The 14,684-nt window shown below is 58.6% G+C and carries 11 protein-coding genes; 7 read left to right on the top strand and 4 right to left on the bottom strand.

The genetic code is table 11. The features are described 5' to 3' along the window. Nucleotides 1-493: 493 nt before the first annotated feature. Nucleotides 494-1,834: an RsmB/NOP family class I SAM-dependent RNA methyltransferase gene (locus KP702_RS01315; protein ID WP_202206356.1), complete on the bottom strand. Its 1,341-nt coding sequence runs from the start codon at nucleotides 1,832-1,834 to the stop codon at nucleotides 494-496. Nucleotides 1,835-1,855: 21 nt separating this feature from the next. Here KP702_RS01315 and KP702_RS01310 point away from each other — a divergent pair, with 21 nt between their 5' ends. From KP702_RS01310 to KP702_RS01280, 7 genes are all read left to right on the top strand, one after another. Continuing rightward, complete coding sequence (locus KP702_RS01310) at nucleotides 1,856-2,590, top strand: YggS family pyridoxal phosphate-dependent enzyme (RefSeq protein WP_373687823.1); 735 nt, start codon at nucleotides 1,856-1,858, stop codon at nucleotides 2,588-2,590. 99 nt (nucleotides 2,591-2,689) lie between these two features. Continuing rightward, nucleotides 2,690-4,717 (top strand): potassium transporter Kup, encoded by a 2,028-nt coding sequence (locus KP702_RS01305; protein ID WP_064273768.1) that lies wholly within the window; start codon nucleotides 2,690-2,692, stop codon nucleotides 4,715-4,717. Continuing rightward, complete coding sequence (gene hemW, locus KP702_RS01300; protein WP_202206355.1) at nucleotides 4,714-5,865, top strand: radical SAM family heme chaperone HemW; 1,152 nt, start codon at nucleotides 4,714-4,716, stop codon at nucleotides 5,863-5,865. Before KP702_RS01305 ends, hemW begins: the two co-directional genes overlap by 4 nt. 35 nt (nucleotides 5,866-5,900) lie before the next feature. Beyond that, nucleotides 5,901-6,983: a nucleoside hydrolase gene (locus KP702_RS01295; protein ID WP_215768399.1), complete on the top strand. Its 1,083-nt coding sequence runs from the start codon at nucleotides 5,901-5,903 to the stop codon at nucleotides 6,981-6,983. A 28-nt stretch (nucleotides 6,984-7,011) separates the two neighbouring features. Then, entirely contained in the window at nucleotides 7,012-7,431 is a 420-nt protein-coding gene (locus KP702_RS01290) for a DUF1489 family protein (RefSeq protein WP_046900021.1), read from the top strand. Between the two features lie 108 nt (nucleotides 7,432-7,539). Next, nucleotides 7,540-8,472 (top strand): VOC family protein, encoded by a 933-nt coding sequence (locus tag KP702_RS01285; RefSeq protein ID WP_215768398.1) that lies wholly within the window; start codon nucleotides 7,540-7,542, stop codon nucleotides 8,470-8,472. Beyond that, nucleotides 8,469-8,891: a hypothetical protein gene (locus KP702_RS01280; protein ID WP_202206352.1), complete on the top strand. Its 423-nt coding sequence runs from the start codon at nucleotides 8,469-8,471 to the stop codon at nucleotides 8,889-8,891. The genes KP702_RS01285 and KP702_RS01280 overlap by 4 nt, the downstream gene beginning before the upstream one ends. An 8-nt stretch (nucleotides 8,892-8,899) precedes the next feature. Here the strand turns inward: KP702_RS01280 and KP702_RS01275 are convergent, their stop codons facing one another. From KP702_RS01275 to pnp, 3 genes are all read right to left on the bottom strand, one after another. Beyond that, the gene (locus tag KP702_RS01275) at nucleotides 8,900-10,909 is read right to left on the bottom strand and encodes an FUSC family protein (RefSeq protein WP_215768397.1); all 2,010 of its coding nucleotides are present in this window, start codon (nucleotides 10,907-10,909) and stop codon (nucleotides 8,900-8,902) included. A 1-nt stretch (nucleotide 10,910) separates the two neighbouring features. Beyond that, entirely contained in the window at nucleotides 10,911-12,329 is a 1,419-nt protein-coding gene (locus tag KP702_RS01270) for a nitronate monooxygenase family protein (RefSeq protein WP_202206350.1), read from the bottom strand. A 64-nt stretch (nucleotides 12,330-12,393) separates the two neighbouring features. Further along, nucleotides 12,394-14,544 carry a polyribonucleotide nucleotidyltransferase gene (gene pnp, locus KP702_RS01265; protein ID WP_215768396.1) on the bottom strand — a complete coding sequence of 717 codons (2,151 nt, stop codon included), beginning with the start codon at nucleotides 14,542-14,544 and terminating at the stop codon, nucleotides 12,394-12,396. Nucleotides 14,545-14,684: the final 140 nt, after the last annotated feature.

Genomic DNA, 14,684 nt, shown 5'->3' with positions numbered 1-14,684 from the left:
GAATTGTATTTCCATAAGGTGAAATGTTCTCAATTGTCTGAGAAAATTTTTCATTATTCTTGGAAGAATCGGAGAATCCGCTACCAGAACATGCAGACATCACCAGAAACAATGGAATAAATGCCAGAGCAAATACTGGTTTTACTGCCTTGTTTTTTTCGGACCATACTCCTTAAAAAAATATTAGAATTAGATATTTTGGATCATGAAAACCTATTTATAAAAAAAATTATAAAAGAATTTGACACTACAAAAGCGCATGTGCATTAAAATTATTCTGTTTGTTTTCATATCCTTAGAGGAAACAAGCGCACTTTTATAAGACCCAAAAGGCTCTCCATCTACGCATTGAGGTACGATTTCGCAGTAAATATTCGCAGGTTGAGCGGGCAACCTTCGCACGAAAGCATTTTGCATATTATTTCTAAAATATTGGTATTTTCGGAGCGAATGCAAAAAAAAGCCCGCCTGAAAAACAGGCAGGCTTTAATTCTTAGGCGCGGATTAATCTGGCGGCAAAGAAGCCATCCATTCCGCCCCGATCCCACCAGAGACCGGGATGTGTTCGGAAAAATCCTTCCGGCGTCCGGGCAATCGCCATGTCCGCCAGTTCTTCATCCGTGAACGGCACATGCTTCCAGCCCCCGCGTGCAAGCGCGGCTGCAATGCGATCCGGACCCTCTTCATCCTGAAGAGAGCAGACGGCATACATCAGCATGCCACCCGGCTTCAGCATGTCACGCGCTGCGTCAATGAACGCGTCCTGACCTTCCGCCAATGCCGTGACGTCACGCGGGCGTTTGATCCACAGCACATCCGGATGACGGCGGAACGTCCCCGTTGCTGAACACGGCGCATCCAGCAGAACCGCATCAACCGGTGCTTTCGGGCGCCATTTCAAGCCATCTGCAACAATCGTCTCAGCGGTTGCGCGCATCCGGGTGATGTTCTCACGCAGGCGAACCGCGCGGGACTCTTCCTTTTCGATGGCCGTGACATTTGCGCCGGCAGCAGAAAGCTGAGCCGTCTTGCCTCCTGGGGCTGCACAGAGGTCAATCACCGTCTTCCCAGCGACATCCCCCATAAGCTTCACAGGCATGGCAGCAGCCACATCCTGCGCCCAGAACTGCCCCTCTTCGAAGCCTTCCATTGTCGCAATCCGTGTCCCAGCCGGATAACGCACAGTCCCCGTCGGCAGGACATCGCCACCTTCAGGCGCTGTTGCCCCCGGGCGCAGGCTCAGATCCAGCGGCGCCTCACGATGCAGTCCGCGGGAAATGGACCGTGCGCGATGACCCCAGGCGCTCCACAACCACGCCGGAACATCCAGTCTGGCGTCATCGAGCCCTTCCAGAAGATCGCGCCCTTCACGCGCCACACGCCGAAGCACAGCATTCGCCAGCCCGGCGAAAGGCGCCAGACCGCGACGACGCAGCAGGTCAACAATCGTGCCTACCGCTGCATGTGGTGGCGTTTCCAGATGCAACAGCTGCGCCACACCCAGAAGCAACGCACACCGAACAGGCTCGGGCGGTTCACGGCGCAGCATCGGCTGAAGAATTTCAGTCATGCTCCCCATGTACCGTAGCGTTGTTGCCGCCAGACGATGCGCAGAAGCACGATCCCGCGGGTCCATCGGCCCGGCACGGTCCAGCGTCGTTTCGAGCATACGGCGATGTTCGACCACACCGCAGACAATGTCGAAGGCAAGATCACGTGTCGGATCCGGACTGGGGCGGCGCTCCTGTCCCGGCTTCGGACGGCGTCCTCCCTGGCGGGACGCGGACGGGTTCTTCGGACGGCCGGAGCCGCGAGGGGGCGTATTCTGTGTCATTATCGGGCGTTGATCTCTCGCATGCTGCCGAAATCGCATCTTGCGGCGCCGGACGCAATGGAGTCTTCTGCCGCAATGTCCGATCAGATTGCAGAAAATCTCTCCGCCATCCGTAGTCGCATCATTCAGGCCTGCGAAACATCAGGCCGCCCTGCCACGGATGTGGGCCTCGTTGCCGTTAGCAAATTTCATCCGCAGGATGCCGTGGAAGCGGCCTTGAAGGCCGGTCAGCGCGTCTTTGGTGAGAACCGCGTTCAGGAAGCTGCCTCCAAATTTCCAGCGCTTCGTGAGACCTGGCCAGACCTGCGCCTGCACATCATCGGTGGCCTCCAGACCAACAAGGCCGTAGATACCTGTCGCATCGCAGATGTGATCGAGACTCTGGATCGCCCAGCCCTTTCTGATGCGCTGGAAAAGGCTGCAGAGAAGACAGGCCGCCTTCCGGAGTTGCTCATTCAGGTCAACACAGGGAACGAGCCGCAGAAATCTGGCATCCCCCGCGATGAAGCGGACGCGTTCATCAAGGCCTCAATGCTGCGCTTTGGAGCGAAGGTGCGTGGGTTGATGTGTATCCCGCCAGAAGATGAAGATCCCGCTCCACATTTCCACTTCTTGACACAGCTTGCACAGCGCCACGGACTCCCCGTGGTATCCATGGGCATGTCGGCTGATTTCGAGACAGCCATAGCCGAAGGCGCCACCCTTGTAAGGGTTGGAAGTGCCATTTTTGGCTCCCGCCCCATGACCGGATCCTAACGCGCACCTTGCATCCCTGTAAGAAATCTTGTCATGAGGGGGAATAGACCACGCTTCGACACATCCCTGTGAGGCGATGGTTTCCTGCGATGCCCGTAAATGGAACCACCGATGCCAGAACACGACGGCGATCACGCTTCCCCTCCTTACCCCGGCGCCGGGGTTCCGGTGGACAGCGGCGAAGTCCTTCAGACCATCGAACAGGCGCACAAAGACGGAAATACTTCTGAACTCGGTGACACAGAGGGCGCTGGCGGCCACAAGAAGCCCGGCGGCTTTGGCGCGCTTCTGGCTGTTCTGGGTGTCGTGTATGGCGATATCGGAACGAGCCCGCTCTACGCCCTTCAGTCTTCCGTCGGCATTGTAGGATCTGCCAAGCATCCGGCAGCCGCTTGGGAAGTCATGGGACTGGCCAGCCTGACGTTCTGGGCACTCATGCTGATCGTGACGTTCAAATACGTCATCCTCATCATGCGGGCAGACCATGACGGTGAAGGCGGCATCATCGCCCTGATGTCCCTCGCCCAGCGCGTCTGCAAATCCCAGAAATTCCGATGGCTATTCGGTCTCGTCGGCATTGCAGGCACCTGTCTTTTCTTCGGTGACAGCATCATTACGCCGGCCGTGTCGGTGCTTTCTGCCGTTGAAGGCATCGAAATCGCCGTCCCCTCTGCCAGCCATGTCATCATCCCGATCGCGATGGTGGTTCTGGTCGCACTCTTTGCGGCGCAGGCCCTCGGAACGGGCAAGATCGGCAAGGCGTTCGGGCCGATTATGGTGCTCTGGTTCACCGTTCTTGCCATTCTCGGTGTCCGCGGGATTCTGCTTTACCCGCACATCCTGCTGGCGCTGTCTCCCACCTTTGCCCTCGAATTCATTGTCCTGCACGGATACCTGTCGTTTATCGCGCTGGGATCTGTCGTGCTGTCCGTGACGGGTGCAGAAGCACTTTATGCTGACATGGGCCATTTTGGCCGGGCCCCGATCCGCAAGGCATGGCTGTTTTTCGTGCTGCCATCCCTTACCCTGAACTATTTTGGTCAGGCGGCTCTGCTGATCCATGATCCGGCAACACTGGCCAACCCGTTCTATCATCTCGGGCCACACTGGGCGCAGATCCCACTTCTGATCCTTGCCACTTTCGCAACCGTCATTGCATCTCAGGCCGGTATTTCGGGAAGCTTCTCGCTCTGCCGCCAGCTCATTCAGCTTGGCTACCTGCCCCGTACCCGCATTGTGCACACCAATGCCTCAGAAGAAGCACAGATTTACCTGCCGTCCCTGAACTGGATCCTCGGTTTCGGCGCACTGGTACTGGTTCTGTCCTTCCGGTCCTCCGCTGCACTGGCCGCTGCATACGGCATCGCCGTGACCGGTACGTTCCTGTGCACCTGCGTTCTGGCAATGGTCGTGTTCCGCCGCACCTTCAAGTGGAGTGCTGCTGCCGTCGGCGCCGTGTTCGGACTGTTCTTTGTCGTGGATGCAGTGTTCTTCTCCGCCAACGTCCTGAAGATCCCGGATGGCGGCTGGGTCCCACTCGCCATCGGTATTATCAGCACCATCGTCATGACCACCTGGAAGCGCGGACGTGGCCTGATTGCCGCCAAGCAGCAGGCTGACTCCATGCCTATGGCCTCGTTCCTGGCCCGCCTGCCGCAGTCCCGCACCATCCGCGTTCCGGGTCTTGCGGTCTTCCTAACAGCCAATCCGGACGTGGTCCCGAACTCGCTGCTGCATAATCTGAAGCACAACAAGGTGCTGCATGAACATGTCATGTTCGTGACCGTGCAGAACCTTGATCAGCCGGAGGCTGAGCGTGGCCACCGCACGATCGTTCAGGAACTGGCTCCGAACATCAATCGCGTGATCGTCCGCTACGGCTTCATGGAAATGCCAAACCTGCCGCGTGCGCTCATGGAGCTGAAGGCACTTGGTGTGGCGTTTGATGCCATTCAGGCTTCGTATTTCACATCCCACGAGCTTGTGGTTCGCTCCCGCGTTCCCAAGATGCAGCTCTGGCGGATGTGGCTGTTCCTGCTTCTCCTGCGTAATGCTGCCTCGACCACGGAATTCTTCCGTATCCCGCCTGATCGCGTGGTGGAGTTTGGCGTCCGGATTGCAATTTGACCGAACCTCTTTCTCTCTACATTCACTGGCCATTCTGTCTGGCGAAGTGCCCTTACTGCGACTTCAATTCCCACGTCCGGGATGAAATTCCGCAGAAGCGCTTCGCCGCAGCCTTGCGTCGTGAACTGGCGCATGACGCGGCCCGTCTGGGCCGCCGTCCACTCCGCTCCATTTTCTTCGGCGGCGGCACACCGTCCCTGATGGCTCCGGAAACGGTCACAGCTCTTATCGAAGATGCGCATCAGCTTTTTGATGCCGAGCCGGATCTGGAAATTACGCTCGAAGCTAATCCGACCAGCGTCGAAGCCGGAAAATTTGCGGCTTTCCGTCAGGCAGGCGTAAACCGCGTCTCGCTCGGCGTGCAAAGCCTTCGTGACGACGCCCTGAAAATGCTCGGTCGGGAACACTCTTCAGGACAGGCTATTCGGGCACTCGAAATTGCACGCACGCTGTTTCCGCGCATTTCGTTTGATCTGATCTACGCCCGTCCCGGCCAGAGCGATGCTGATTGGCAAAATGAACTGTCCACCGCGTTGGATCTGGTGGCGGACCATCTGTCGCTCTATCAGCTCACGATTGAACCCGGCACGAAGTTCGAAGCCCTGCACCGGCGTGGAGAGCTGACGCTCCCGGATGCCGAAGACGCTGCGCGCCTTTATGACCTCACCGGCGATACGGCCGCAAAGCACGGTCTCCTCCCCTATGAAGTGTCCAACTATGCCCGGCCCGGCGCGGAAAGCCGCCACAACCTGACCTACTGGCGCTACGCCGATTATATCGGCATCGGCCCCGGCGCGCATGGTCGCCTGACTTTGGATGGAGAGCTTTACGCAACCCGTCGTCACCGCGCCCCTGAACCCTGGGCGGACCGCGTTGAAAAAACGGGTTCTGGCAGTACGGACGAAACCCTTCTGTCTGCGGAAGAACGTGGCCGGGAAGCGCTTCTGATGGGGCTGCGTTTGTCTGAAGGCATCAATGAAGCCAGATTTACCGAACGCACGGGTAGACCGATGGAAGAGTGCGTCGATCCGTTCATGCTTGAGGCTTGTCTGGAAGAAAACTACCTCACCCGTGACGGCGGAATTCTGAAGGCGACGGGTGAAGGAAGACTTCGTCTTGAAGCATTACTGGCAAGATTGGTCACATGAAGGCATGATCGGGCGTTAATTAACAGGACGAGACCATGCGCCGATCCATTCTCTCTGCCCTCCTTGCTGCCTGCGCTCTGACCGGCATTGCGTCCGCTGCCCCTGTGGCTCCGGGATATTACATTCAGGATAACGACTATCTCGGCCCAGGCGGCTCAGACATCCAGTCCGTCATCCCGCTGCTTAACCGCGAAAACGTCAATCTTCTGGCTCTGACCGTGACGATCGGAGACGACTGGGAGAACGCTGAATCCGCACATCTCCGTCGCTTCCTGGAAATTGCAAAGCAGACTCAGATCCCCGTAGCGGATGGCGCTACCATGCCACTCGTCAACACCGTGGCGGCAACGAAGCTTCGTGAGAAGCAGTACGGCACTATTCCCTGGAAGGGCGCATGGGGTGGTCTGGGCTCCATTGACCACACTCCAGAGACACAGCCCGCACTCGGAAAGATGGCCGAAGGCACACCACACATGGCCGTCGATCCGCTCCCCGCGGCGATGGTGCTGATCAAGGCCGTCCATGATCACCCACATCAGGTCACGATCATCGCGGCAGGTCCTTTGACCAACCTTGCTCTTGCCATCCGGCTGGACCCCACCTTTGCCGCTACGGCCAAGCAGCTTGTATTCATGGGTGGTCTGCTGGACTCCAGCATGATGTCCATCACAGGCAATGCGGACTTTGCCTCAGACTTCAACATGATCGGCGATCCGGAAGCAGCCCACATCACACTGACCGCGCCGTGGGCTGCCATCACATGCGTCGGCAATGTCTCCAACGACATCATGATGACGCATGAGCTGATGAACCGCATCGCGGAGAAGAAAACGCCGGTCACTGAGTATCTTCAGAAGTTCTACGGCCCCCTTCCGCTGTGGGATGAACTGACCTCTGCAATTGCTGTAGAGCCAGATCTGGTTACGAAGTCTGTCGATGCCTATATGGACATCAACACGGCACCCGGCATGGATTACGGACATGCGCATGTCTGGCCGGATGCGACTGCACCCAAGGGCATGGGCCTTCGCAAGGTGAAAATCGTCCAGTCCGTGGATACGAAGCGCTTTATCAACGAGTTCGTCGCCCAGGCTCAGAATGCCATGGGAACGCACTGACACCAGACTTTCCAGAAGGGCACCCGACATGCTGAACATCATCAAGCTGGCCGTCGGTTGCCCGACCATCGAAGTGCTGCGTGAGCGCATGCAGCACCCGCGTGTGAACGGTCATGGCGCCGTCCCCACGCGGACAATGCCCAAGCGTGCAGCCGAAGTCCTAGACGGCGGCTCTCTTTATCGCGTGATGGACGGCATGATTCTGTGCCGTCAGCCCATCATAGGGCTTGAAGCCTGCCGTCGCCCGGATGGGACGGAAGGAACACTGATTGTAGTCTCAGACGACATCATCCCCGTTCAGCCCCGCACCATGCGTCCCTTTCAGGGATGGCGATATCTGGACCCAAAAGATGCGCCCCCTGATCTCGGCCAGTCAGCGGGCAGTGATGGGGTGGCTGATCTTCCGCCTCAACTTCGCAGAGAGCTGGCAGAACTCGCTTTAATCTGAAAACGCTCCCTCAAAAGGGCCGATATGGAACAATACAGTCATTCAAACGTTCACCCTGAACGCCGAGACTGCATTGCAGGCTCTCTCCTGCCCTGAAGGAGATTTTCCTTGCCTCCGTTCCATTCAATTTCTCGCAAAAGACTGCGTCACGCGTCCCTGTTCCTGGCCGGCAGTCTGTGCCTGGGTGCGGCTCCTGCCCTTCAGGCCGCTGATGCACCTGCGACCGCCAGTGCACCGTCAAAGGCGCAACTCCTGCCGGGCAAAATTGTCTATGCCCAACTCACAACGCCAGACCTCAAAAGCGCCAAGGCTTTTTACGGTTCGCTTCTGGGGTGGACCTTTCAGGACGTTCCCGTCTCAAAAGGGCAATATGCACAGGCGTTGGTGAACGGAGCGCCAGTCGCAGGACTGGTCGAGCTTCCGCGCATGGCACATCATGGGGACCCGCTTTGGCTCCCGTTCATTTCCGTGTCAGACGTAAAAGCGGCCGCAGAAGCAACGAAAATCTGGGGGGGCCATATTCTCTTCAAACCTCAAATGGTTGAAGGACGGGGCCACGAGACTGTTCTGGCAGATCCGCAAGGGGGTCTGTTCGCCGCACTGCATTCCAGTGCAGGTGACGAGCCGGATGTTGAGACGCCACCCGCTCAGGGAACCTGGATCTGGAGCGCCCTGCTGACGAACAATCCCTACGCAGCGGCCGGATTTTACCAGAAGCTGTTTGGATATACGGTCGAAGCAGTTCAGGACGCCACGCGTGGCACGGCTTATTTGCTGGAATCCCAGTCCTTTGCGCGTGCTACAATCAATCCGCTCCCCGCTCGCCTCCCGGAAGGGGCACACGCACGCTGGATGAACTTCGTGCAGGTGGACAGTGTGGATGCTGCGGCCAAGAAAGCCGTGACGCTTGGCGGGACAATTCTCGTACAGCCCAATCCAGATCGGCAGAACACCACCATTGCCATTGTCGCCGACCCTGCAGGCGCGGCCTTCGGGCTGATGGAGTGGCATGACCCCAACGCATCGGGGGACGCAAAATGATCAGACGTTTATCTCGCACACTGGCCCTCATGGGCGCCTTCTCCCTCGTCCCGCTTTTGTCAGGCTGCGTCGGTTATGACGGCTACGACGGATATTCCGGCGGGGGTGGCTACGGCGGCAGCTACTACAACACTGGCTGGGGCGGCGGTGGCTGGGGCGGCTGGGGACCGGGCTATGCTGTCGGACCGGCCGGAGGCGGCCGCTGGAGAGGTGGATACCGCGGTGGCGGCCGACCTGGGGGTGGCCCACCCCCAGGCAGACCCGGAGGAGGCGGTCGTCCAGGCGGAGGCTTCTCTGGTGGTGGCCGTCCCGGCGGCGGTGGCTTCCATGGCGGAGGTCCGGGCGGCGGAGGAGGTCCTGGAGGGGGCGGACATGGTGGTGGCGGTCACGGTGGCCCCGGTGGTGGTGGACGCCACTGACACCCTGCTCAGGGGCCGGAGAGAACCGGTCCCTGAGCTTCTTCACTTGCAACGGGTCGATCAGAACGCTTCAGCGCCGCAATGCTCGACATGATTTCACCACTCTCAAGCTGCCCCGCAATTTCCGCGAGGGGCTCTCGTGCTTCAAGAGCTTCGGCCTTTTCCTTCCAGAACTGACCGGTCTGAGGATCAGGCGCACATAACCCGGCAGCCATATCAAACCGAAGCAGCGTGACTTCTCCGCTCAGGCTTCTTAGCGCGCGTAACAAGGCATGCATGCGCTCCGCACCCGGTCCCACACCAGAAAGCCCACCAAGAAGCGGAAGCGAGCCACGGGCGAATTCAGCCCGCGTGGTATCAATCCCCGCCTGACGCTGCGTCCGATCCGTGGAAACCGTATCATCGCCATTCAGCACGGCCGACAGATAGCGGATATTCCCAACAATCGCGGCCCGCAACAGACCATCCATGTCCTGCGTCTGCCGTTGTGGAAAGAGTGCAAAAGCGCAGCCAAGGCCAATCAGGCTGCCAAGCGTGTTATCCAGAATACGGAGCCATGCGACACCATCAGACGGCATCGTCATTTCCGTGACGATAATGAAATGTGCGCTCAGGAACAGAACCAGAAGCGTATAATTCACTGCGCGCATTGCAATCGCGCCAATCACGAACAGCGCAAGCGCGACCATCATTTCGGTCGGCCCCGGCAGGAACGGCGTTGCCAGAAGTGCCAGAACACCCCCGCCGATTGTTCCCAGAACGCGCTCTAGAGCCCGCACCAGGGTTGTCTGGCCCGAGGGCTGGATAACAAGCAGTACGGCCACGAGAGCCCAGAAGCCGTAACTCAGGCCCAACCACTGCGTCGCCAGATAAGTCCCCAGGAGGCCAACAACCATGCGGAGGGCATGACGCCAGATAACAGGCGTCAGCCGGGCAACGTGCTTGGGCGCATCAGCATCAAAAGGGAGCCTCGCTTTCTCAGCCAGACCATCCGCAAGCGTGCCAAGCGTCCGTGCGCTTGTTGCTACCAGTTCTCCGATCGTGCCGGAGCGCACACGAATACTATCCGCCAGACCCAAAGCCTCTCTGGAAAGGCGTTTCAGATCCGGGCTGGGAGACAGAGCGGCCTCACTGGCATGCTGGCAAAGTGCCGAAAATGCTGCGAGTGTTCCCCGTGCTTCAAAATCTAGCCCACGCGTTTCAACAAGATGCTCAACAGCAAGCATCGCCGTGAAAAGACGTTCTGCGCCAGCAAGAGAGGCAATCAGGCGACCACGCATGCTGTAACTGGCATGGCCTGCATCAATCTGAAGGGCAACGCCTCTCGCCCGCTCAATGGCTGTGCGGATCGTCTGACGATGAACCGTCTCCTGAAGACGACCTGCGGCCAATTCTCCAGCCATAACGGCAAGAAGCTGATAGCAGCCGCCAACCGCCCGTCGTGCAGGCGCATAGGGATGCTGCGGCCACAGAATCAGGCACAGCACGATCGCCCACGTTCCACCGCCACCGAAGGCAAGCGCAATCGTCAGGGCATCGTTGAATGAATGCACCGGAAACCCGATCCCGGCGAGCATGACGCAGCCCAGCAACGCGCACAGGAGTGCCATGCTGGGGACTAAGGCACGCGCCAGCCCCGCGAACAGGCCCGTCACGATCAACCAGGGAATGACCCCCCAGTACGGGAATGTCGCAATCAGGGACGTCACACCGCCCAGTACCGCACCCGCAACCGTAAAGATGCCGATGATGCGCAACTGCTCACGCGGTGTGCCACCGGGTTCGATCAGACAGCACCAGAACGCTGCAAAAGCAGCCCAGGCAAAAACAGCCTGATGAAAATAAAGAGCAGGAAGAAGGGCAACAACCGTTGCAAGGGCCGCCCGGACACCCTCAGCAGGAGCAAGTTGCTCCGGGCTGAGGGGAACGGAATGACGGGCCAGAAACTGTGACAGGAAAGTCAGATGACGGGTGCGGTTCAATGAAGCCTGTCGCGCCAGTGGATCACGCACCGTCATATTATCGTCCTGTCAGAATACGCTCCACGAGCTGACCAACTGTAGGAACAAATCCATTCGCATAGAAAGGATCAGTTCCGAAGCGCCAGGCATTCGTGCCACCAAACATCAGGTTGTGGTCAACCACATCGTCCGCATGCTCGTCATTCGGAGCATGCGCAATCGTCTGAAGCGTCTTCTGAATGCAGAAAGACCGAGGATCAGCCTTTTGACCGTTGGTGTATGGCTCACGCTGCATCCAGTTGGAGAACTTACAGGCAGACAGGCAGCCCATGCAGTTCGTCTGGTCAGCCAGGATTTCACGGGCACTGTCAGGGGTGACAAAAACCAGCGTGTCATCAGGCGTACGGAGCGCCTCGGTGAAGCCCGCGGCCTCCCAACCTGCAATATGCTGACGGTCGGTTGAGGACACGAACACTTCGCGCTTACGTGCACCGACGCCGTAAGCTGCATCAAGCTCTGCCGTAGCCTCCGGGCTGTACGCAACCTGACGCTCCGAGCGGCCTCGCAGGTCATGCATGAAGCTATTGTTGACAGCAGAGGAATAAAAGCCGGTCGGAGAGAAGCGGTTCAGATAAACATCCCCCTTCTTCAGCGTCAGAAGACGGCGCTTCCAAGCCTCGGGAATCGGGCTTTCCTTTGTCAGCAGCGGACGCGTTCCGAACTGAAAAGCGATTGGCCCGAGATCCGGGTTACCAATCCAGTCCTGCCATTCTCCAAGAGCCCAGACACCACCCGCCATGATAATGGGCGTTTCATCTAGGCCATACTGACGCAGAACCCGACGAAGCTCGAGCACACGCGGGAACGGATCTTCCGGCTGTAACGGATTTTCCGTGTTGGAAAGACCATTATGGCCACCTGCGCGCCACGGATCTTCATACACCACGCCACCCAGCAGTTCCGGTGCCTTGCTGTACGCACGGCGCCAGAGTGCATTGAAGGCACGTCCGGATGACACGATCGGGTAGTAGGGAATACCGTGTTTGATCGCGATGTCAGACAAACGATATGGCATGCCAGCGCCACAGGTCAGGCCGTTGATGATGCCTGGAGCGCCTTCGAGGATACCCTCGATAATTTCTTCAGCGCCGCCCATTTCCCACAGGATATTGGCGTGAAGGCGTCCTTTGCCACCTGAGATCTCACGGGCAATCTTCGCTTGGGCAATACCGCCATCGATGGCGTAGCGGATCAGTTCGCGCTGCCGTTCACGGCGGGTCCGTCCGTGGTAAATCTGGGGAACAGGACGCCCCTGTTCGTCGTAGCTGTCAGCGTTGACGGCGGAAATGGTTCCAATTCCGCCGGCAGCGGCCCAATGACCTGCCGAAGTACCGGTGGAGACAGAAACACCTTTGCCCCCCTCGACGAGAGGCAGAACATCCTGACCACCAAAACGAAGGGTGTCGATCAACTTCATGGGGACTCGATGTCTCCGATACTCACACAAAAAAGGCGGGGCCTTGCGAGCCCCGCCCGAGGACTCACTCGGCGTCGCGACGGGGCGGACGGCCGGCCTTGGCCCCCACGCTCTCCGTGATATCGGCACCAGTTTCCTGATCGACAACCCGCATGGACAGCTTCACCTTGCCGCGGTCATCAAAACCGATGACCTTGACCTTCACGGCGTCGCCCTGCTGGACGACGTCGGACGTCTTGGCAACGCGACCCTGCGTCAGCTCGGAGATGTGCACCAGGCCATCACGCGGCCCAAGGAAGTTCACGAACGCACCGAAGTCGGCCGTCTTCACAACCTTACCATCGTAGATGCGGCCGATTTCCGGCTCAGCCACGATGCCTTCAATGCGAGCAATAGCCTTCTGGGCCTGCTCGTCATTGGACGCAGCGATCGTGATCGTGCCGTCATCCCCGATGTCAACCTTGGCACCGGAATACTCGACGATCTCGCGGATGACCTTGCCACCGGAACCGATCACATCGCGGATCTTTTCCTTCGGCACGGACATCGTCGTGATCTTCGGCGCATTGCCGGAGACGTCGTCACGACCTTCCGTCAGAGCCTTGGACATTTCGCCAAGGATATGGATCCGGCCTTCACGAGCCTGCTCAAGAGCAATTTTCATGATTTCCGGCGTGATGGACGTGATCTTGATGTCCATCTGCAGAGCGGTCACGCCGTCTGCCGTACCGGCCACCTTGAAATCCATGTCACCAAGATGATCTTCATCACCCAGGATATCGGACAGCACAGCGTAGCCACGGTCTTCCTTGATCAGACCCATAGCGATACCAGCAACCGGACGCGGCAGCGGAACACCAGCATCCATCAGCGCCAGAGACGAACCGCAGACGGTTGCCATGGATGAGGAGCCGTTGCTCTCCGTGATCTCGGAGACGACACGCATCGTGTACGGGAACTGCTCCTTAGACGGCAGCAGCGGGTGCAGCGCACGCCATGCCAGCTTGCCGTGACCGATTTCACGACGACCTGGGGAACCCATACGACCACACTCACCGACCGAATACGGAGGGAAGTTGTAGTGCAACAGGAAGTTCGAGCGGTATTCGCCTTCGAGCGCATCAATGATCTGCTCGTCCTGGCCCGTGCCAAGCGTTGCAACGACCAGAGCCTGCGTTTCACCACGGGTGAAGAGCGAGGAACCGTGCGCACGCGGCAGGATGCCAACTTCTGCAAGGATCGGACGAACCGTCTTCAGGTCGCGGCCATCAATACGGATGCCGGTCTTGAGGATGGAGCCACGAACAACCTGGGCTTCCAGCTCCTTGAGCATCGGCTTGGCCAGCTCAACGTCAAGACCTTCTTCAGCAAGGATCTCGTTGATACGGTCCTTGGCTTCAGCAACCTTCTTGTAGCGTGCCTGCTTGACGCGCTCCTTGTAGGCATCGGCCATCAGCTTGTTGCCGACCTTCTCGACGCGCTTGCGAAGGGCAATTTCTTCCTTCGTCAGCGACGGCAGATCCCACGGAGCCTTAGCTGCGTGTTCGGCCAGAGCGATAATGGCTTCGATCACAGGCTGGAAGGACGTGTGACCCAGGGTCACGGCTTCCAGCATGGTCTCTTCCGAAAGCTCGCTGGCTTCAGACTCAACCATCAGCACGCCTTCAGACGTACCAGCCACGACGAGATCCAGCGTGCTGTCCTTAACTTCGGACAGCGTCGGGTTCACGACGAGCTTGCCATCGATGCGACCAACGCGGGCAGCAGCAACCGGACCGAAGAACGGAATACCGGACAGCGTCAGGGCAGCGGAGCAACCGATCAGGGACACGATCGCCGGATCGTTTTCCATGTCATGGCTCAGAACCGTAGCTGTAACCTGAACTTCATTGCGGAAGTTGTCCGGGAACAGCGGACGGAGCGGACGGTCAATCAGACGTGCATTCAGCACTTCTGCTTCAGACGGACGACCTTCGCGCTTGAAGAACCCGCCTGGGATCTTGCCAGCAGCGTAAGCTTTTTCCTGATAGTTGACCGTAAGCGGGAAGAAATCCTGTCCCGGCTTGACGCTCTTGGCACCAACAGCCGTACACAGAACGACCGTGTCACCATAGGTGATCATGACAGCGCCGTCAGCCTGACGGGCAATCTTGCCGGTCTCAAGAATAAGCGGGCGTCCGGCCCACTCGATTTCCTTACGGAAATAATCGAACATATCGTTCTCCTAGATTAGGAACGAGCCATCATCTGGACATCCGGCAGGTGACGGAGCAGCGTTTCGGACGGCATGGCGGTGGTAGCGGGACAATTCCCGCAACGACACCATGTGGCCTGAAACGCCGGTCGCGCACCCCA

The sequence above is a fragment of the Gluconobacter sp. P5B12 genome (assembly GCF_018812035.1).
GTDB lineage: Bacteria > Pseudomonadota > Alphaproteobacteria > Acetobacterales > Acetobacteraceae > Gluconobacter.
The sequence above is the reverse complement of the archived record's forward strand: the minus strand, read 5'-3'. Positions and strand labels throughout refer to the sequence as shown.

Excerpts from the sequence above, each read along its gene's own strand:
- KP702_RS01295 (WP_215768399.1), top strand. The coding sequence starts at position 5,901 with ATGCGCCGATCCATTCTCTCTGCCCTCCTTGCTGCCTGCGCTCTGACC.
- KP702_RS01280 (WP_202206352.1), top strand. The coding sequence starts at position 8,469 with ATGATCAGACGTTTATCTCGCACACTGGCCCTCATGGGCGCCTTCTCC.
- KP702_RS01270 (WP_202206350.1), bottom strand. The coding sequence starts at position 12,329 with ATGAAGTTGATCGACACCCTTCGTTTTGGTGGTCAGGATGTTCTGCCT.
- pnp (WP_215768396.1), bottom strand. The coding sequence starts at position 14,544 with ATGTTCGATTATTTCCGTAAGGAAATCGAGTGGGCCGGACGCCCGCTT.
- KP702_RS01310 (WP_373687823.1), top strand. The coding sequence starts at position 1,856 with ATGCTGCCGAAATCGCATCTTGCGGCGCCGGACGCAATGGAGTCTTCT.
- KP702_RS01315 (WP_202206356.1), bottom strand. The coding sequence starts at position 1,834 with ATGACACAGAATACGCCCCCTCGCGGCTCCGGCCGTCCGAAGAACCCG.
- KP702_RS01290 (WP_046900021.1), top strand. The coding sequence starts at position 7,012 with ATGCTGAACATCATCAAGCTGGCCGTCGGTTGCCCGACCATCGAAGTG.
- KP702_RS01275 (WP_215768397.1), bottom strand. The coding sequence starts at position 10,909 with ATGACGGTGCGTGATCCACTGGCGCGACAGGCTTCATTGAACCGCACC.
- KP702_RS01305 (WP_064273768.1), top strand. The coding sequence starts at position 2,690 with ATGGAACCACCGATGCCAGAACACGACGGCGATCACGCTTCCCCTCCT.